Source organism: Nonomuraea sp. NPDC049378 (assembly GCF_055586745.1).
In genome coordinates, this window is sequence record NZ_JBVJHP010000011.1 from 221,700 (window position 1) to 240,548 (window position 18,849).

Consider the following 18,849-nt stretch of genomic DNA (forward strand, 5'->3'; position numbering starts at 1 on the left):
AGCGACGCGGGGTCCGTAAAGTGCGGATCTCGTCTCCGCCTCCTATCTAAAGGAGATAGACATGGCGACCGGAACCGTGAAGTGGTTCAACTCCGAAAAGGGCTTCGGCTTCATCGCGCAGGACGGCGGCGGCGCCGACGTCTTCGCCCACTACTCCAACATCGTCTCCAACGGTGGCTACCGTGAGCTGACCGAGGGCCAGAAGGTGGCCTTCGACGTCGTCCAGGGCCAGAAGGGCCCGCAGGCGGAGAACATCGTTCCCGCCTGACACGGCATCAAGCTCGCAGAGCCGGGGCCCGCACCAGACTGGTGCGGGCCCCGGCTCAGTTCTGGGAGAAATCACCCATGAGGCGAGCAACCCCTGGGTAGGACGCAGACGTAACAGGAGGGTCGCGAGGAGAGTCCTGCGCATGCGGAGTGACGGCGAACTGATGCTGGGAGGCCTGCTGGAGGCGGCCCACCTCATCGCGCTGGAGCAGGTCCCCCGCGTGGTGGCCGAGCACGCGCGGGTGGCCGGACTCACCCGGACCCTGATCTACGTGGCCGATCTGCAGCAGCAGCGCCTCGTGCCCCTTCCCGGCCAGCACGGCGACAACGGCGAAGTGCTCGCTCCGATCCTGATCGACACGACGCTCGCCGGACGGGCCTTCCGGAATGTGGAGATCGTACGCAGCCGGCGCGGGCCGGACACCACGCCCAGGCCCGAGGAGGAGCCGCGGGTGTGGGTGCCGATCCTGGACGGCACCGAACGCCTCGGCGTGCTCCAGGCGAGCCTGCCCGACCTCGGAGAGCTCGCCGAGCGGCGGGTCATACATCTGGCCTCGCTCCTCTCGCTCATCCTGGCGGCCAAGCGCAGCCACAGCGACTCCTACGCGCGGCTGGTCCGCGTCCAGCCGATGACGCTGTCGGCCGAGGTGCTGTTCAACCTGCTGCCGCCGGGCACCTTCGCCAACGAGCGCGTGGTGGTCAGCGCCGCGCTGGAGCCGGCGTACGAGGTGGGCGGCGACGCCTACGACTACGCCATCGACGGCGACACCCTGCACGTCTCGATCTTCGACGCCATGGGCCACGACACGTCGGCCGGGCTCACCGCCACCATCGCCATGGGCGCCTGCCGTAACGCCCGGATCCAGGGGGCCGACCTCCCCACCGCCGGCGAGGAGATCGACGAGGCGATCGCGGAGCAGTTCACCGGGCGGTTCGCCACCGGCATCATGGCCGACCTCGATCTGCGCACCGGCCAGCTGAGCTGGGTGAACCGGGGCCACCACCCGCCGCTGGTGCTACGCGGCGGCCGGTGGGTGACCACGCTGGCCGCCGAACCCGACCCGCCGATGGGCTTCCGGCTGGGCCCGCGCACCGGGCTGCTCGACCATCAGCTGCAGCCGGGCGATCGCCTGATCTTCTACACCGACGGGATCATCGAGGCGCAGAGCCCGGACAGGGAGTTGTTCGGGCTGGAGCGGTTCATCGACTTCCTCATCCGCCACGAGGCCGACGGGCTGACCGTTCCCGAGACGTTGCGGCGGCTGATCCAGGCCATCCTGAAGCACCAGCGCGGCAGGCTCCAGGACGACGCCACCGTCCTCGTGGTGGAGTGGCAGAGCCGAACCCCGGAGCGGCTCGTGCTCTGAAACCCGCACCATCCCGGACGCCCCCGGGATCCGCTCGTCTCCGAAGGCCGCACTGTCCCGGACGCCCTCCCGCCCTTGCGGCACCGGACGGTCGTCATGGTGAGCCGACGGGGACGAAGCCGGAGCCGGCTCGGTAGTTGGGCGACTGGTGGCGGAAGTAGGTGTTGTAGACCTGGCAGTAGCGGCCGCCGCGGGCCAGCAGCGTGGAGTGGTCGCCCTCCTCGACGATCTGGCCGTGGTCGAGCACGATGATGCGGTCGACGTGTTCGATCGTGGAGAGCCGGTGGGCGATGACGATCGAGGTGCGGCCGGCCAGCACGACGTCGAGGCCCTCCTGGATCTGGGCCTCGGTCATCGGGTCGACGCTGGCCGTGGCCTCGTCGAGCACCACGATCGCGGGATCCTGGATGAGCAGGCGGGCCAGCGCGACGAGCTGGCGCTGGCCCATGGACAGGGCGCGGCCGTGCTCGCCCACGTCGGTCTGCAGGCCGTGCGGGAGCGCCTCGACCCAGTCGCCGCCGCCGACCGCCGACGCGGCCGCGAGCACGTCGGCGTCGCTCGCCTCCGGCCGCGGATAGCGGATGTTGTCGGCGACCGTGCCGCTGAACAGGAACGGCGCCTGCGGGACCGCGCCGATCTGCCGGCGGTAGGCGGGCAGGTCGAGGCCGCGGATGTCGTGGCCGTCGATCAGCAGGCTGCCCTCCTGGAACTCGTAGAAGCGGGTGATCAGCTTGCTCAGCGTCGACTTGCCCGCGCCGGTGTGACCGACCAGCGCGACGGTCTCGCCCGCCTCGATGAGCAGGTTGAAGTCGCGGAGCACGGGATTGCCCGGGTCGTAGCCGAACGTGAGGTCGCGGAACTCGATGCGCCCGGCGATCCTGCCGGGATCCTGCGCGCCGGTCTGCACCACTCTCGGCTCGGCGTCGATCAGGGCGAAGACCCGCTCGGACGCGGACAGCCCCTGCTGGAACTGGGACCAGAACGCGGCGATGGACGTCAGCGGGAACCAGAAGAGCGCGACCCCCTGCAGGAAGAGATACCAGTCGCCGGCGCTCAGGCCGCCGCCGAGCACCGCCGTGCCGCCCAGCTGGACGAGGGCGACCGTGGCGAGCCCGGCCACCAGGAAGAGCACGGGAAAGATGGCGGAGAAGACGAACCCCTGCCGCAGCGTCACGCGGTAGCTCTGGCGGTTGATGGGCCGGAACTCGTCGTAGACCTGCTGCTCCTGGCGGAAGTTCTTCGCCACCGCGATGCCGCCCATGGTCTCCTGCAGGTTGGCGTTGACCCGGCTCAGCGAGCGTTGCGCGTGACGCGTGCTGGCCCGCGCGAGGCGGCGGAAGACCAGCGCGAGGCCCACCACGATCGGCACGACCAGCATCGTCAGCAGGGCGAGCTCGACGCTGCGCAGGAACAGCAGGACCGTCACGAAACCGACCATCAGCACCTGGCTGATGAGATCCATCGTCAGGGTGGAGACCGTGGCGAAGTCGTCAGTGTCGGACGTCACCCGGCTGACGATCCGGCCGGACGGCGTCTCGTCGTAGAACGACAGGTCGCGCTCCAGCACGGCGTCGAACGCGTCTTCGCGCAGCCGCAGGACGACGTCGCCGGTGACCCGCGCGCTCTGCCACTGCCGGACGAAGTTGAACCCCCACCCGAGCACCCCGGCCAGCAGGGTGCCGGCGACCAGCTGCAAGCCCACCTCGGCGATCGTGCCGTCGGCGAGCGCGTCGACGGCCAGGCTGGCCAGCAGCGGGATGGCCGCCTGGCTGACCGAGCCCAGCACGATCATCGCGGCCACCACGAACATCGCGACCATCTTGGGCCTGAAGTAGGACAGGATCCGGCGGAGCAGGTCGCGGTCGTTGTAGGTGCGGTCGTAGTCTTCGGCGTCGAGGCCGTCCATGACGAAGCCCATCAGCGGGCCCTCCCCTGCTCGCGCTCCAGGACGGGCGCCTCACGTGCGGGATCCAGCCCGTCAGGCGCGACCGCCAGGCCTCCCGCCTCGTCGGGCCCGATCGCCGAGCCCCTGACCTCCTCCAGCTCGATCGCCGAGCCTCTGGCTCCCTCCGGCTCGGTCGCCGGGTGTCCTGCCTCTTCCGGCGTGTCGCCCTGCGGGGCCACGTCGACCTCGTCGTAGTGGGCGAAGATCCGGCGGTAGAGGCGGCTGCGCTGGATGAGCTCGTCGTGGGTGCCGCAGCCGACCAGCTCGCCCCGCCTGAGCAGCAGGACCTTGTCGGCCCAGCGGATCTGGGAGAGCCGGTGGGTGATCAGCAGCGTCGTGCGCCCGTCGAGGACGCGGCCGATCGCCTGCTGGATCTTGTCTTCCGTGGCGGAGTCGATGGCGCTCGTCGAGTCGTCGAGCACGAGGATCGCCGGGTCGGTCAGCAGGGCCCGCGCGATGGCCAGGCGCTGGCGCTGGCCGCCGGACAGCGTGACGCCGCGCTCGCCGATGACCGTGTCGTAGCCGTCGTCGAGCTCGCCGATGAACTCGGCGGCCTGGGCGTCTTCCGCCGCCCGCACCACGGCCTCGCGGTCGGCCCGCTGGCCCAGGCTGAAGGCGATGTTCTCGGCCACGGAGCGGGAGAAGAGCACGATGTCCTGCTCGATGGTGGAGATCTGGGAGCGCAGCGAGTCGAGGTCCCAGTCGCGGATGTCGGTGCCGTCGACCAGGATGCGGCCCGAGGTGACGTCGTAGATGCGCGGCACGAGCTTGGTGAGCGTGCTCTTGCCCGATCCGGTCTCGCCGACGATCGCCACCGTCTCGCCGGGCCGCACGCTGAACGTCACGCCGCGCAGCACCGGGTCGCCCTCGTCGTAGCCGAACGTGACGTCCTCGAAGACGATCTCTCCCGCGATGGGCGCGGCGCGGCCGTCGGCCCGCTGCTCCAGCTCGGCCTCGGCGCTGATGATGCTCAGGATCCGGCGGGAGGAGGCGATGCCGATCTGCACCAGCGAGAAGGTGAAGATCGAGATCTGCGTCGGGAAGCCCAGCATGACGACCAGGCCCATGTAGGCCACCAGGTCGCCGACCGTGATCGCCCCCGCGCCCTGGAGCTGGAGACCGTGCCACAGGGCGCCGGCCACCGCGAAGGCGTAGAGGAGGGTGGGCAGGTAGCGTGCCTGGACGAGGCCGTTGCGTACGAAGGAGTCGCGGTAGAGGCGCGCGTTGGCGCGGAACCGCCCCCGCTCCTGCCCCTCCTGCGCGGTCACCTTGATCACCTCGATGCCGCGCACGGCCTGGCTGAGCCCGGCGTTGAGCTCGCCGAACTGGTCGCGCATGCGGGTCGACACCGGGTTGAGCCTGCGCATGTAGTGGCGGAGCGCGAACACGAAGACGCAGGCGTAGACGCCGGGCACGAGCAGCAACCGGGGGTCGATGGTGGCGATGAAGAAGAACGGCACCAGGCCGGTCAGCCAGGAGTCGACGATCAGATCGACGCCGGGACTGATCATGATGGACAACTGCCGGATGTCGTTGGCCGCCCTGGCCATGAGGTCGCCGACCCGCTGCCGGTTGTGGAAGGTCTGGCTCTTGCCGAGCAGGGCGACGTAGAGCTCGTCGCGGGTGTCGCGTTCCAGCCGTTTGGCCAGCACCTCGCTGCCCATCCTGGCGACCATGTCGGACAGGCCGCGGGCTGTCACCAGCGCGAGCATCGCCAGCGTGATCGACCACAGGGCGGAGGCCGGCTCGCCCCGCTCGCCCAGGACGGCGTCGAAGGCGTCGCCGGTGAACTGGGGCACGGCGGCGTTGAGCACCACCATGACGAGCGACCCGCCGAGGAACCCGGCCAGGTGCTGTGGATGCCGGCGCAGATGGGACCAGAGCCAGCGCACGGGACCGCGCCGGTCGTAGCGCGGACCGGAGACGGAGAACTCCGAGCTGTTGGTGGTCACCGGTAGGTCCTTTCCCCCCTTGGCCGCGGTGGCGGCACCGGTCCTGTTCCTATCACCGGGGTCTGACAGATTCCCATTGTTTTTCGTCGCGCTTGACATAAACCTACAACTGTAGTTACATGTTTTATAAAGCCACACATAGAAGAATCGACCTACATGTACGGAGGTGGCAGACGATGCGGCTCGCGTCGATCGGCTCGGCTCTCCGCGAGCTGGAGCGGCAGTTCGGCCGGCTGACCCGGCCCGCGCCAGGCGCGTGGGCGGCGATGCCGATGGGCGCCGTCCGACGCCGGGACGAGATCGTGCTCCGCTTCGACCTTCCCGGCATCGACCCGGACTCGATCGAGGTCACGGCCGGCCGCGGCGTCCTGGCGGTGCACGCCAGGCGCGAGGAGACGTACACCGAGGACGAGAGCGCGTTCGTCCAGGGGCACTCGACCGGCACCTGCACCCGGCAGATCCGCCTGCCCGACCGTTTCGACGCCGACGGCGCCCGGGCGGCATACGACGACGGCGTGCTCACCGTGCGCGTGCCGGCGCGGGAGCCGGCCCGGCCGCGCAGGGTCGAGATCGCCAGGGCGCCCACGAAGTGACCCGTGGGCGTGGCGGTTTCGCCAGGCCCACCACGGAGAAAGGGGAACCACGATGTTCAAGACGGCACCGACGGTCATCCTGCCGGCAGCGGAAGACCGCCCGGTGATCGGCACCTACACCACCGCCGAGCAGGCCAAGAAGGCCGTCGGCTTCCTGGCCGCGAACGGTTTCCCCGTGGAACGATCCGCGATCGTCGGCCACGATCTGCGCCTGGTCGAAACCGTCATGGGCCGCGCCACCGCGGGACGCGCCGCGGCCGCGGGCGCCGCGACCGGCCTCTGGTTCGGCCTCATGATCGGCCTGCTCATGCCGCTCTTCACCAACTCGGCGGGCTCGACGGGGACGCTCGTGCTCGGCGGCATCGCGTACGGCGCTCTCTTCGGCGGCGTCTTCGGACTGGTCTCCTACCTGGTCAACAAGGGCCCCGGGTTCGTCTCCCAGCAGGCCGTCATCGCCGACCGTTACGACGTCGTGGCCGACGCGGCGGTCGCCGACGACGCCCGCAACCTGCTGATCAAACACAACTGGCGCTCGTAGCCGGAATCTGGGCGACAGCGACATATCACCACAAAGAGTATCCTTCCATGTGCCCACAGCTACATGTCAGTGAGCATGATGTGGGCGTGGGCCAGGAGGCGGCGATGCTTGACGAGGAGCTTTCCGAAAATCGTCGAGAACCTTCGCACCTTGGGTCGTGACGTCTCGGATATCGAGGTCAAGAAAGCCCACCGTGAGTTGCCAAAGGCGGTCCCAGGCTTTCGCAGGCCGGCTGCGCGTGAGCAGGCCATACGCCTTCAAGGACTGTGATCGCGATGACATGCTCAGGCGAGCCAGAACGCTCGTGACCGGACACGACGGCGCGGAAACACTTTCCCTGGCTGCGCTTCTTGCGCTCGGCTCCTACCCGCGGGAGCACTTCGTTTTCTCCTCCCAAGGCGCACGGGAACGGCTTGGGGGCGCTCATACGGCATGGCCGTGTCCCAGTGCCGGTGCGGTTGTCGTATTCATGACATGGCGTGATGTTGCCTCAGGTTGTGCTTGAAGGTCGCGCAGGTCGTGGGCCAGGCTGCTCGACGGCGTTCGTGGCGCTCGTCGACATCGATGGCCGGGCGCCGCGAGTGGAGGCTCCCCGTTGCGACAGCACGTCTTTCCCGCCCGGCCACCGCGCCGCACCGCCGCCGCGATCTCGGTCGCGATGACGGCGCTGCTCGTCCTGACCGGGATGACGGTCCCCGCGCAGGCTCAGGCCGAACCGGCTCGGACCCCGTTCCGCCAGGCGGCGGCCGGCGACACGCCTGGTGACCCCCTTGGTGACAGGGCCGGCGACCCACCTGGTGACACTGGCGGCGACACTGGCGGCGACACTGGCGGCGACACTGGCGGTACGAAGATCGAGGCGGAGCTGGCCGGACGGCTGGCGGGTGGGGACTCCGCGTTCTGGGTGGAGTTCAAGGCACGGGCAGCGCTGAAACGGGCCCCGGCGATCAAGGACTGGACCGCGCGCGGGGCCGCCGTGGTGGACGAGCTGCGCTCGACCGCGGAGTCCAGCCAGGCCAGGGCGCGGGAGCTGCTGAAGCGGTCGGGGGCGCGGTACACCTCCCTGTTCATCGACAACTCGATCTACGTGCACAGCGGCTCGGCCGCGCTGGCGCGTGAGCTGGCGCAGGATCCGGCGGTCGAGCGCGTACGGACGCCGCGCACCTACCGGCTGCCCGAGCGGAAGCCGGGCGAGCGCGTGGCCGCCGCGGGGGCGGTGGAGTGGGGTGTGGCCGCCGTCCACGCCGACAAGGTGTGGAGCGACTACGGCAGCGACGGGCACGGCGTCGTGGTGGGCAACATCGACTCGGGCGTGGACGTGGCCCACCCGGCGCTGGCCGGGGCGTACCGGGGCGCGGGCGGGACGCACGACCACAACTGGTACGACCCCACGAACCTGTGCGCCGAGCCCGGCCCGTGCGACTCCTACGGCCACGGCACGCACACCATGGGGACCATGGTGGGCTCCGGGGGCATCGGCGTCGCGCCCGGCGCCCGGTGGATCGCGGCGAGGGGCTGCCAGGACTACCGGTGCGGCGAGCTGACGCTGGCGCTGTCCGCGCAGTGGATGCTGGCCCCCACGGCGGCCGACGGTTCCGCGCCCGACCCGGCCAAGCGGCCGAACATCCTCAACAACTCCTGGTCCTCGGCGCCGGGTGACGAGTGGTACCGCGACTACGTGCGCCAGTGGGTGGCGGCCGGCATCTTCCCGGCCTTCGCGGTGGGTAACGACGGGTCCGACTGCGGCACCCAGCACTCCCCCGGCGAGTACCCGGAGTCGTACGCCGTCGGAGCCGTCGACCAGAACGGCGCGGTGGCCTGGTTCTCCTCGCGCGGCGCGGAAGGGGCCGACGACAGCAAGCCGGACATCGCCGCGCCCGGCCAGAACGTACGGTCCAGCGCTCCCGGCGGCGGCTTCGAGGTGCAGAGCGGCACGTCGATGGCCGCGCCGCACGTGAGCGGCGCGGTGGCGCTCATGTGGTCCGCCGCGCCGGAGCTGGCCGGGAACATCGCCGCGACCAGGGACATCCTCGACCGCACCGCGCAGGACCGCGCCGACACGACCTGCGGCGGCACCGCGGGCGACAACAACGTGTACGGCGAGGGCATGCTGGACGCCTACCGGGCCGTCGGCGCGTCGCCGAGAAAGGGGGCCGGCACGCTGACCGGCACGGTCACCGACGAGCGCACCGGCGAGCCGGTGGCGGGCGTGCGGGTGTCCGCCACCGGGCCGCGCACGCTGGACACCACGACCGCCGCCGACGGGACGTACCGGCTCTATCTGGACGAGGGCGGCTACGACGTCAGCCTGTCGTTCTTCGGCTACCGGACGCACGACCTCAAGGACGTGCAGGTGAGCGGCGGCGAGACGCGGACCCTCGACATCGGGCTCTCAGCCGCGCCCACGGGGCGCGTGACGGTCCGGGTCGTGGACGGGTCGGGGCAGGGCTGGCCGGTGTACGCGGCGGTCACCGTGGCCGGGGCAGGGCGCACGTGGTTCGGCGACCCCGGCGACGGGCGGGCGGTTCTCGACCTGCCCCTGGACGGCACGTACGAGATCACCGCCACCCCGCGCCACCCCGGCTACGCCCCGGTGACCGGCCAGGTCACGGTCGGCGGCGACGTCACGCTGGACCTGTCCGCGCGGATCGACGCGACCGCCTGCGCCGCCCCCGGCTACGCCGCCGCGAACGGCGTGTGCGCGCCGGTGCCCGGCACGCTCGTGTACGGCGCCGTCACCGACGCGAACACCGGCGACCCGGTCGACACCGCCACCGTCACGAGCGGGGCGATGGAGAGCGAGACGGCGCCCACCCCTGACGACGACGCTCTGCCTGACGGCTTCTACTGGGTGTTCGCGCCCATGTCGGGCGAGCGTTTGCTCACCGCCGCCCAGCGCGGTTACCGGCCGGCCTCCGCCCGCGTGACCGCGAAGGCCGGCGAGGTGGCGAGGACCGACTTCACGCTGAAGGCCGGCCGGCTCTCGGTCAAGGAGGACGACGTCTCGGAGCGGGCCAGGCTCGGCCAGAAGGTCAGAACCCGCCTGACCCTCACCAACCGGGGCACCGCGCCGCTGACCTACGACCTCGCCGACTCGCGTCGGGACGTCGGGCCCGCGCTGCGGGGCGCGCCCGTGCGCCGGGTCGAGACGGACGGCCTCAGCCCTGCCGCGATCACCACGGCCGCGCCCGGACCAGCCACCACCGAGCAGGCCGCGGCTGCGGGGCCGTGGACGGGCGTCGCCGACTACCCGACCACGATCAGGGACAACGCCGCCGGATTCCACGACGGCAAGGTGTACTCCTTCGGCGGCTCCCTGCGCGGCGAGGGCGGCACGCCCGCCTCGTACGTCTATGACCCGATCACGACCTCCTGGACCCCTGTCGCGGACATGCCGGAAGCCCGGCAGAAGGCCGCCTCGGGGTTCGTGGACGGCAGGTTCTACGTCGTCACCGGCTGGGACGCGCAGGGCGAGCCGGCCGCGCGTACCCTCATCTACGACCCCGCGACCGACGGCTGGAGCACCGGCGCGGACAACCCGCACCCGTGGGGCGCGGTCGGCTCGGCCGTGCTCGACGGCAGGATCTACGCCGTCGGCGGCTGCGCCGGCGAGTGCCAGACGGCGACGACCCAGGTCACGGTCTACGACGTGGCGGGCGACCGCTTCACCACCGCCGCCCCCTACCCCGAGCCGATCTCGTGGGCGGCCTGCGGCGGCCTGGACGGCAAGGTCTACTGCGCGGGCGGGCTGGCCGAGGGACCGCGCGGCACGCAGCGCTCCTACGTGTACGACCCGGCCGGCGACGCCTGGGACCGGATCGCCGACCTGCCGTTCGACCTGTGGGGCAGCAGCTACGCGGTGGCGAACGGCAGGCTGGTCGTCGCCGGCGGGGTCACGAAGGGCGGCACCACCCTCACCAACGAGGCGTTCGCGTACGACCCCGACGCCGACACCTGGACGCCGCTGCCGAACTCCCGCTACGCCCTCTTCCGGGGCGCCGCCGCCTGCGGCCTCTACAAGGTGGGCGGCGCGGACGGCCCGCGTGTCACCCCGTTCACGGAGTTGCTGCCCGGCCATGACGGTTGCGACGCGGCCGGCACGGACGCTCCCTGGCTGAGCGCGAAGCCGGCGCGCGGCACGCTCGCTCCCGGCGCCAGCGCCCGGGTCACCCTCACGCTGGACGCCCGCGAGCTCTCCAGGCCGGGTACGTACGAGGCGGACCTGGTGGTGAACGAGGACACGCCGTACCCGGCGCCGCGCCTCGGCGTGACCCTGGAGGCGCGGGCGCCGTGGCACTGGGCGCGGCTGTCCGGCCAGGTGCGCTCGAAGGCGTGCGACGGGACGGTGACCCCGCTGGCGGGGGCGACGGTCACGGTCGAGCGCCACCGCGAGTCGTGGACCGTGGGCACCGGCTCCGAGGGCCGCTACGAGCAGTGGCTGGGAGGCGGTCTGCCGAAGGCGAGGATCACCGTCACCGCCGGCGGGCACAGGACGTCCGCCTTCGACGTCCGGCCGCTGCCGCACGCCGACGTGCGGCGCGACGTCACGCTGGCCCGCGAGGGCTGTTGACCGCCTGGTTCGGATCACCGTTCGCCGTGGAGTCCCGCCCATTCGGGGCAGAGATGATGGTGTGAAGAACCTCAAGCTTGGTCGGGAGCCCCTGTGGGGGCTGGTGCCGCCGCTGCTGGCCAGGATGGCCGCGTGGAGCGCGTGCCTGATCCTCATCGGCGTGGTGGCCAACTACCTGATCGGCGTGGTGGCGGCGATGCGCCTCATCGCGCTGCCCGTGGCGGTCGCGCTGCTGCTCACGGCGCTGCTCTTCCCGCTGACCAAGCGCCTGGGCGAGGCGGGCATGCGACCGATCTACGCCACGTGGGTGACGATGCTCGTCGCGCTCGCCGTGCTGGCCGCGACGGGCTGGATCATCGGTGTACGCGGCAACGAGGAGTTCCCCGGCCTGGTCAGGCAGGTCCAGGAGACCGCGAAGACCGTGGAGGGCTGGCTCTACAGCGGCCCGCTGCGCCTGGAGCCCAACCAGCTCAGCCAGTGGGTCGAGGACGTCGCGGCCCTGATCAGGGCGCAGCAGCAGCAGATCACCACCACGGTGCTCCAGGGCACCATGGTGGTGCTCGAGGTGCTGGCCTCCATCGTGCTGCTGCTGTTCGTGACGTTCTTCCTGCTGAAGGACGGCGACCGGATCTGGGGCTGGTTCCTCAAGGGGTTCGGTACGGCGGCGCCGCGGGTCGACAGGGCGGGACGGACGGCCTGGGCGACGCTCTCGCATTACGTGCACGGCACGGTGGCCGTGGCGGCGGTGCACGGCATCGTCATGGGCATCGTGCTGGCGGTCATGAGGGTTCCGCTCTGGCCGGCGCTCGCCCTGCTGATCTTCCTGGCGAGCTTCGTCCCCATCGTCGGCATCTTCTTCGCCGGGGCGGTCGCGACGCTGGTCACGCTCGGATCCAGGGGCCCCGTCTATGCGCTGATCTTCGTCGGCATCCTGGTGGTGGAGCAGCAGCTCGAGAACCACGTGCTGCAGCCGCTGATCGTCGGCAGGGTGCTGCGCTTCCACCCGCTGGCCATCATCATCGTGCTGGCCGTCGGCGGCATCCTGGCGGGCATCGCGGGCGCGGTCGTCGCCGTGCCGATCGCCGCGATCCTCTACCGGTCGGTACCCGAGCTCTTCCGTGACCCGCCGCCCGAGCCGCCGCCTCCCAAGCCGGAGGGGAAGGAGCCGTCGCATCTCAGGCCTGCCGTGCCGGGGGACGGCGAACCGCCCGCCGGCAAGAACTAGGGTCTACCGCGTGATCGCCGACATCTGGTTCGACCCGTCCTGCCCCTACACCTGGGTGACCTCCCGCTGGTTGCTGGAGGTGCGGAAGGTCCGGCAAGTCGAGGTGCGCTGGCACGTCATGAGCCTGTCCGTGCTCAACGAGGGCCGCGACGACGACCCCGAGGGCGACCCCGAGGGTTACCTGTGGGTCCCGGTGCGCGTGTGCGCGGCGGTCCGGCGGCATCACGGCCAGGAGGCGCTGGGCCGGTTCTACACCGCGCTGTGGACCACCGGCGACGGCGGCGACTGGATCGGCGACCTGCGCGCGGCGCTGGAGAGCGCGGGGCTTCCGGCCGGGCTGGCCGAAGCCGGCTTGTCCACCGACTACGACGACGACGTGCGGGCCTCGCACGCCGAGGGCATCGCCCTGGTCGGCGAGCACGTGGGCACGCCGATCGTGGCCGTCACGGGCACGGGCGACGGCCCGGGCGGCGGCGGGCGGATCGCGTTCTTCGGCCCGGTCGTGTCGCGCGTCCCGCGCGGCGAGGACGCCGGCCGGCTGTGGGACGGCACGCTGCTGGTGGCGGGCACCCCGGGCTTCCACGAGCTGAAGGGCGGGCCGCACCAGGAGCCGGTGCTCGGCTGAAGCCTCCGCGGGCCCTGTGATCAGGGTTGATAACGTGTGTCTCCGGCGGTCCTGTCACCGACTCTGGAGTTCGTTTGACCGTTACGGCCTGGGTGGCGGTGGCCGCGTTCCTGTGTGCGTACACGTTGATCGCCACCGAGAAGGTGCACCGGGTCACGGCGGCGCTCGGCGGCGCGGCGATCATGCTGGCGATCCACGCCACCGACGCGGGCTCGGCGTTCTTCAGCGAACATTCCGGCATCGACTGGAACGTGATCTTCCTGCTCCTCGGCATGATGATCATCGTTGGGGTGCTGAAACAGACCGGCGTCTTCGAGTTCCTGGCCATCTGGGCGGCCAAACGGGCCAAGGGCCGGCCGTTCCGCCTCATGGCGCTGCTGATCGTGATCACGGCGTGCGCGTCGGCGCTGCTCGACAACGTGACCACCGTGCTGCTGATCGCGCCCGTGACGTTCCTGGTGTGCGAGCGGCTGGCGCTGCCCGTGGCCCCCTACCTGATCGCCGAGGCGCTGGCGTCGAACATCGGGGGCGCGTCCACGCTCGTCGGCGACCCGCCGAACATCATCATCGCCAGCCGCGGCGGCCTGACCTTCAACGACTTCCTCGTCCACATGGCGCCGCTCATCGTGGTGCTGGTGGCGGTGTTCATCGGGCTGTGCAGGTGGTTGTTCAGGTCGGCGTTCACGTACGACCCCGAGCGGGCCGCGGAGATCATGACGTTGAACGAGCGGGAGGCCATCGCCGACCACCGGCTCCTGCGGCAGTCGCTGGCCGTGCTGGTGCTGGTGATGGCGGCGTTCGTGCTCCATCCCGTGCTGCACTACGAGCCGTCCGTGGTCGCGTTGCTCGGCGCGGGCGTGCTGGTCGCGGCCACCCGGGTGACGACCGAGGAGGCCATCCGCGAGGTCGAGTGGCCGACGCTGGTGTTCTTCGCGGGGTTGTTCGTCATGGTCGGGGCCCTGGTGGAGACCGGGGTCATCGGGATGGTCTCGGAGGCGGCGGCGCAGGCCACCGGCGGGCGGCTGGCGCTGTCGGCGATGGTGCTGCTGTGGGGTTCGGCCGTGCTGTCGGCCGTCGTGGACAACATCCCGTACGTCGCCACCATGAGCCCCATCGTGGCCGAGCTCGTCCAGGCCGCGGGCGGCGGCGAGTCGGCGCAGGTGTTGTGGTGGGCCCTGGCCATCGGCGCCGACCTGGGCGGCAACGCGACGGCCGTCGGGGCGGCGGCCAACGTCGTCATCCTCGGCATCGCCGCCCGCAACGGCACCCCGATCAGCTTCTGGCAGTTCACGAAGTACGGGCTGGTCGTCACGTTCGTGACCGTGGCGCTGTCGACGCCGTACCTGTGGCTGCGTTACCTCACCTGAGCGGGCCTCGCCCGCGCGGGCCCTCACCTGCGCGGGCGCGCCCTCACTGGAGCGGCAGGACGTCCACGCCGTGCTCGGCCTCGCCGCGCGGGCCGAAGATGCGCCGCTCGGCCTCCGTGATGCGCACGTCGTTGATGCTGGCCTCCCTGCGCCGCATCAGGCCCGACGCGTCGAACTCCCACTGCTCGTTGCCGTAGCTGCGCCACCACTGCCCGGTGGCGTCGCGCGACTCGTACTGGAAGCGCACCGCGATGCGGTCGCCCAGCACCGCCCACAACTCCTTGCGCAGCGCGTAGTCGAGCTCCCTCGCCCACTTGCGGCGCAGGAACTCGACGATCTGGTCGCGGCCGGTCACGAACTCGTCGCGGTTGCGCCACACCGAGTCCTCGGTGTAGGCGCCCGCGACCTTCTCGGGGTCGCGGGTGTTCCAGGCGTCCTCGGCGGCCTGCACCTTGACGCGGGCGCTCTCCTCGGTGAACGGCGGGACGGGCGGGCGGGACATGGGCGCCTCCTTCTCCACGGAAGCCTAGCCTGGGCGGCCCGGCGAACCGTGGACCTCCAGCAGCTTGTCGAGGGTGATGGGCAGGTCGACGACCCGCCTGCCGGTGGCGTGCCTGACGGCGTTCGCGACCGCGGCGGCGACCCCGGTGATGCCCACCTCCCCGATCCCGAGCAGCCCCAGAGGCGTCGTCGGGTCGGGCACGTCCAGCCACTGCACGTCGATGCGGGGGATGTCGGCGTGCACGGGCACGAGGTACTCGGACAGGCTCGGGTTCATGACGCGGCCGGTGCGCGGGTCCACCTGGGTCGCCTCCGACAGCGCCATGCCGATGCCCATCACGATGCCGCCGCGCAGCTGCGCCGCCGCGGTCTTCGCGTTGATCACCCGGCCGACGTCGAACACTCCCAGCCAGCGCGACACGCGTACCTCTCCGGTGTCCCGGTCGACGCGCACCTCGCAGAAGTGGGCGCCGCTCGCGCCCTTCACCCAGCGCCTGCGCTCGTTCAGGGTCCTCGCCAGGAACTTCAGCATGCCCGTCCCCCCACCCGCCTCCAGGTGGTCGCGTCCCGCGCGGGCCAGGATCGCCGTGTACGTCTCGCCGCGCCCGCCGTGGTGGAGACCGCCGTCGCGGGCCTCCAGCTCGGCCAGCCTGCGCCCGCGCAACGGCGAGTCGGGGGCCCGCCGCGCCAGGGCGAGCGCCGACTCCTTGAGCTTGCGGCAGGCGTCCAGCACCCCGGCCGCGGCGCTGGCCGTCTGCGCCGACCCGCCCGCCCCCGGCCCGGCGGGCAGCTCGGAGTCGCCGATCTCCACGCGTACCGCCTCCAGCGGAACGCCCAGCTCGTCCGCGGCGATCTGGGCCTGCACGGTGGCCGCGCCGACGCCGATCTCCTGGAGGGCGCACCGCACCACGACCGTGCCGTCCGCGGCGAGCCGCACTGTGACACTGGCCGGCATCGTCAACGACGAGTGGTACGCCGTGGCGACCCCCATGCCGACCAGCCAGCGGCCGTCCCGCATGGAGCCCGGCCGGGGGTCGCGCTCCCGCCACCCGAACCGCTCCGCCCCCAGCTCGTACGCCTCGCGCAACATCCGGTGCGTGAACCGCTTGCCGTCCATCGGGTTGCGCGCGGGCTCGTTGCGCCTGCGCAGCTCGATCGGGTCGATGCCCAGCTCGCAGGCCAGCTCGTCCATGGCCGACTCCAGCGCGAAGGAGCCGACGGAGTCGCCGGGGGCGCGCATGGCCGTGTTGGCGAGCAGATCGAGCTGGACGATGCGCTGCCGCAGGTGGATGGTGGCGGCGTCGTAGAGGTGCTGGGAGGACGAGATCACCCCTTCCGGCATGCCGCCGATCCGTCCGGTCGTGGCGACGCTGGTGTGGATCAGCGCGGTCAGGTCACCGTTGGCGCCGGCCCCCAGCGCGACCCGCTGCACGGTGGGGGTGCGGCCGCCCACCGTGCGGTAGACGCCCTCCCTGGTGAGGGCGAGCCGTACGGGGCGGGCGGTCGCGCGGGCGGCCAGCACGGCGAGCAGCGTGCCCGCCCACACGAAGCCCTTGCCGCCGAACCCGCCGCCCACGTAGGGGGAGAGCACCCTGATCGCCCGCTCGGGGATGCCGAACCTCAGCGCAAGGTGGGCGCGCAGCCAGGCGATGTTCTGCGTGCTCTCGTGCACCGTCAGGTGGTCGCCGTCCCACACGGCGATCGTGGCGTGCGGCTCCATCGCGTTGTGGTGCTCCGGCGGCGTGGTGAAGCGCAGGTCCACCGAGACCGGGGCGGCGGCGAGCGCGGCCACCGCGTCGCCCTTGTCGCCGCCGGCCGGCTGCAGCACGTTGCCCTTCTGCGGCTGCGCGTTCGGCTCCTCGGCCGCGAAGTCCACCACGGCGGGCAGCTCGCGGTACGCGACCCGCACCAGGGACGCCGCGTGCCTGGCGGTCTCGGGCGTCTCGGCCACCACGACCGCCACCGGCTGGCCGTTCCAGTGCACCTCGTCCGTGCCCAGGTAGGGGACCGACGTGCCGGAGGCCAGCGAGCTGGGGTTCATCAGGCTGGTCTTCGGCGCCGGCTTCATGGGCGGGGCGTTCTCGTGGGTGAGCACCTCGATGACGCCGGGCACGGCCCGCGCGGCCTCGGTGTCGATGGCCTCGATGCGGCCCCTGGCGATCGTGGCGTGGACGAGCGCGGCGTGGGCCATTCCCGGATAGCGGTGCTCGGCCGCGTAGCGGGCCTCGCCGGTGGTCTTGGCCCGGCCGTCGACCCGGTCGACCGGGCGTCCGACGTGCTTGACGGTGTCCTGCCGCTGCTCGGTCTCGGCGAATTTCGTGGTCATGCCCTGTCCTTTCCCGGGCCCTCTCCGGTGTTCAGCTCGCGCAGCGTGGCCACGATCGTGGCGCGCGCCAGGTGGACCTTGAACGCGTTGCCCGGCCGGACGTCGGCCCCGGCGAGCTCGGCCTCGGCCGCGCGGGTGAAGGACTCCTCGCTCGCCGGCCCGCCGAGCAGGATCCGCTCCGCCTCGTGCGCCCGCCACGGCTTGGCCGCGAGCCCGCCCAGCGCCAGCCGCGCCGCCGTCACCGTGCCGTCCCGCACCTCCAGCGCCGCCGCCACGGAGACCAGGGCGAACGCGTACGACGCCCGGTCGCGCACCTTGCGGTAACGGGAGCGGGCCGCGACCGGGGCGGGCGGCAGCTCCACCGCCGTGACCAGCTCGTCGGGGGCCAGCTCCGTCTCGATCTCCGGTGTGTCACCGGGCAACCGGTGGAAGTCCGTCATGGGGATGCGCCGCGTCCCGCGTACGCTCTCCACCTCGATCACGGCGTCGAGCGCGGCCAGCGCCACGCACATGTCGGAGGGGTGCGCGGCGATGCAGCTGCCGCTGACGCCGAGGACGGCGTGCGACCGGTTGAACCCGCCGAGCGCGTCGCAGCCGCCGCCCGGCTCGCGCTTGTTGCAGGCGGCGGCGTGGTCGTAGAAGTAGGGGCAGCGGGTGCGCTGGAGCAGGTTGCCGCCGACGGTCGCCATGTTGCGGAGCTGGGCCGAGGCCCCGGAGAGGAGCGCCTGTGACAACACCGGGAAGCGGGCGCGCACCCGCTCGTCGGCCGCGAGCGTGCTGTTGCGCACCAGCGCGCCGATCCGCAGCCCGCCGCCGGGCAGCTCACCGACCGTGTCGAGGGGCAGGCCGGTGACGTCGACGACGGTGTCCGGCTGCTCGACGCCCTCGCGCATGAGGTCGACCAGGTTGGTGCCGCCGCCGAGGAACTTCGCGCCCGGCTCGTCGGAGATCGCGCGGACGGCGCCGGTGACGTCGGCGGGCTTGACGTACGCGAACGGCTTCACCGTGCCTCCTGACCCGCGACGTCCTTGATGGCGTCGACGATGCCGTTGTAGGCGCCGCAGCGGCACAGGTTGCCGCTCATGCGCTCCCTGATCTCGGCCTCGCTGAGCTCTCCCGGCCGCTCGGTCACGGCGCTGGGCATGCCCGCGCGGTGTTCGGCCAGCATGGCGACCGCCGAGCAGATCTGGCCGGGTGTGCAGTAGCCGCACTGGAGCCCGTCGTGCCGGATGAACGCCGCCTGCATCGGGTGCAGGTCATCGCCGGTCGCCAGGCCCTCGATCGTGGTGATCTCCTTGCCGTCGTATTGGACGGCCAGGGCCAGGCAGGCGTTGATGCGCACGCCGTCGGCGAGCACCGTGCAGGCGCCGCAGGCGCCCTGGTCGCAGCCCTTCTTGGGGCCGGTGACGCCGAGCCGGTCGCGCAGGGCGTCGAGCAGGCTGACCCACGGCTCGACGTCGAGGGACTCGGCGGCGCCGTTCACCCGCATCCGTATCTCGGTCACGCGCTTCCTTCCGTCGGAACCGTTGTCCCGGCGACGCTAACAGAACGACGTTTCGTTAACAAGAGAACG

Annotated in this window: 14 protein-coding genes; 8 read left to right on the forward strand and 6 right to left on the reverse strand. The window is 71.7% G+C overall.

From position 1 onward, the window contains the following. Positions 1–61: 61 nt before the first annotated feature. Both ACZ6SA_RS24685 and ACZ6SA_RS24690 read left to right on the forward strand, forming a co-directional pair. Positions 62–268 (forward strand): cold-shock protein, encoded by a 207-nt coding sequence (locus tag ACZ6SA_RS24685; protein ID WP_055509312.1) that lies wholly within the window; start codon positions 62–64, stop codon positions 266–268. A 142-nt stretch (positions 269–410) separates the two neighbouring features. Beyond that, a complete protein-coding gene (locus ACZ6SA_RS24690; protein WP_465830668.1) occupies positions 411–1,634 on the forward strand; it encodes a PP2C family protein-serine/threonine phosphatase in 1,224 nt (407 codons plus the stop codon). Between the two features lie 94 nt (positions 1,635–1,728). Here the strand turns inward: ACZ6SA_RS24690 and ACZ6SA_RS24695 are convergent, their stop codons facing one another. Both ACZ6SA_RS24695 and ACZ6SA_RS24700 read right to left on the reverse strand, forming a co-directional pair. Continuing rightward, positions 1,729–3,552, reverse strand: coding sequence for an ABC transporter ATP-binding protein (locus ACZ6SA_RS24695; protein ID WP_347645674.1), 1,824 nt, complete (start codon positions 3,550–3,552; stop codon positions 1,729–1,731). Continuing rightward, positions 3,552–5,531, reverse strand: a complete 1,980-nt coding sequence (locus ACZ6SA_RS24700; RefSeq protein ID WP_465830670.1) for an ABC transporter ATP-binding protein — start codon at positions 5,529–5,531, stop codon at positions 3,552–3,554. Before ACZ6SA_RS24700 ends, ACZ6SA_RS24695 begins: the two co-directional genes overlap by 1 nt. A gap of 176 nt (positions 5,532–5,707) precedes the next feature. Between ACZ6SA_RS24700 and ACZ6SA_RS24705 the strand changes: the two genes are divergently transcribed. From ACZ6SA_RS24705 to ACZ6SA_RS24730, 6 genes are all read left to right on the forward strand, one after another. Continuing rightward, on the forward strand, positions 5,708–6,124 hold the full coding sequence (locus ACZ6SA_RS24705; protein WP_347645672.1) for an Hsp20/alpha crystallin family protein: 417 nt from the start codon (positions 5,708–5,710) through the stop codon (positions 6,122–6,124). 52 nt (positions 6,125–6,176) lie between these two features. After that, positions 6,177–6,662: a YflT domain-containing protein gene (locus ACZ6SA_RS24710; RefSeq protein WP_347645671.1), complete on the forward strand. Its 486-nt coding sequence runs from the start codon at positions 6,177–6,179 to the stop codon at positions 6,660–6,662. Positions 6,663–7,257: 595 nt separating this feature from the next. Next, entirely contained in the window at positions 7,258–11,232 is a 3,975-nt protein-coding gene (locus ACZ6SA_RS24715) for a S8 family serine peptidase (RefSeq protein WP_465830673.1), read from the forward strand. A gap of 61 nt (positions 11,233–11,293) precedes the next feature. After that, positions 11,294–12,457 carry an AI-2E family transporter gene (locus ACZ6SA_RS24720; protein ID WP_465830675.1) on the forward strand — a complete coding sequence of 388 codons (1,164 nt, stop codon included), beginning with the start codon at positions 11,294–11,296 and terminating at the stop codon, positions 12,455–12,457. Between the two features lie 10 nt (positions 12,458–12,467). Then, entirely contained in the window at positions 12,468–13,082 is a 615-nt protein-coding gene (locus ACZ6SA_RS24725; RefSeq protein ID WP_347645667.1) for a mycothiol-dependent nitroreductase Rv2466c family protein, read from the forward strand. 74 nt (positions 13,083–13,156) lie between these two features. After that, the gene (locus tag ACZ6SA_RS24730) at positions 13,157–14,449 is read left to right on the forward strand and encodes an ArsB/NhaD family transporter (protein WP_347645666.1); all 1,293 of its coding nucleotides are present in this window, start codon (positions 13,157–13,159) and stop codon (positions 14,447–14,449) included. Between the two features lie 43 nt (positions 14,450–14,492). Here ACZ6SA_RS24730 and ACZ6SA_RS24735 read toward each other — a convergent pair whose 3' ends face one another. From ACZ6SA_RS24735 to ACZ6SA_RS24750, 4 genes are read right to left on the reverse strand one after another with little or no spacing between them, the layout of a single operon-like run. Further along, positions 14,493–14,951 carry a nuclear transport factor 2 family protein gene (locus ACZ6SA_RS24735; RefSeq protein WP_347645665.1) on the reverse strand — a complete coding sequence of 153 codons (459 nt, stop codon included), beginning with the start codon at positions 14,949–14,951 and terminating at the stop codon, positions 14,493–14,495. Positions 14,952–14,975: 24 nt separating this feature from the next. Continuing rightward, positions 14,976–17,276: a xanthine dehydrogenase family protein molybdopterin-binding subunit gene (locus ACZ6SA_RS24740; protein ID WP_465830678.1), complete on the reverse strand. Its 2,301-nt coding sequence runs from the start codon at positions 17,274–17,276 to the stop codon at positions 14,976–14,978. Continuing rightward, positions 17,273–18,280 (reverse strand): FAD binding domain-containing protein, encoded by a 1,008-nt coding sequence (locus ACZ6SA_RS24745; RefSeq protein ID WP_465830680.1) that lies wholly within the window; start codon positions 18,278–18,280, stop codon positions 17,273–17,275. The genes ACZ6SA_RS24740 and ACZ6SA_RS24745 overlap by 4 nt, the downstream gene beginning before the upstream one ends. Next, positions 18,277–18,765, reverse strand: a complete 489-nt coding sequence (locus tag ACZ6SA_RS24750) for a (2Fe-2S)-binding protein (RefSeq protein ID WP_347645860.1) — start codon at positions 18,763–18,765, stop codon at positions 18,277–18,279. The genes ACZ6SA_RS24745 and ACZ6SA_RS24750 overlap by 4 nt, the downstream gene beginning before the upstream one ends. Positions 18,766–18,849 lie beyond the last annotated feature (84 nt).

Bases quoted from the DNA above. Each gene is read 5' to 3' on its own strand.
- ACZ6SA_RS24685 (WP_055509312.1), top strand. From the start codon at position 62: ATGGCGACCGGAACCGTGAAGTGGTTCAACTCCGAAAAGGGCTTCGGC.
- ACZ6SA_RS24690 (WP_465830668.1), top strand. From the start codon at position 411: ATGCGGAGTGACGGCGAACTGATGCTGGGAGGCCTGCTGGAGGCGGCC.
- ACZ6SA_RS24695 (WP_347645674.1), bottom strand. From the start codon at position 3,552: ATGGGCTTCGTCATGGACGGCCTCGACGCCGAAGACTACGACCGCACC.
- ACZ6SA_RS24705 (WP_347645672.1), top strand. From the start codon at position 5,708: ATGCGGCTCGCGTCGATCGGCTCGGCTCTCCGCGAGCTGGAGCGGCAG.
- ACZ6SA_RS24710 (WP_347645671.1), top strand. From the start codon at position 6,177: ATGTTCAAGACGGCACCGACGGTCATCCTGCCGGCAGCGGAAGACCGC.
- ACZ6SA_RS24735 (WP_347645665.1), bottom strand. From the start codon at position 14,951: ATGTCCCGCCCGCCCGTCCCGCCGTTCACCGAGGAGAGCGCCCGCGTC.
- ACZ6SA_RS24740 (WP_465830678.1), bottom strand. From the start codon at position 17,276: ATGACCACGAAATTCGCCGAGACCGAGCAGCGGCAGGACACCGTCAAG.
- ACZ6SA_RS24750 (WP_347645860.1), bottom strand. From the start codon at position 18,765: ATGCGGGTGAACGGCGCCGCCGAGTCCCTCGACGTCGAGCCGTGGGTC.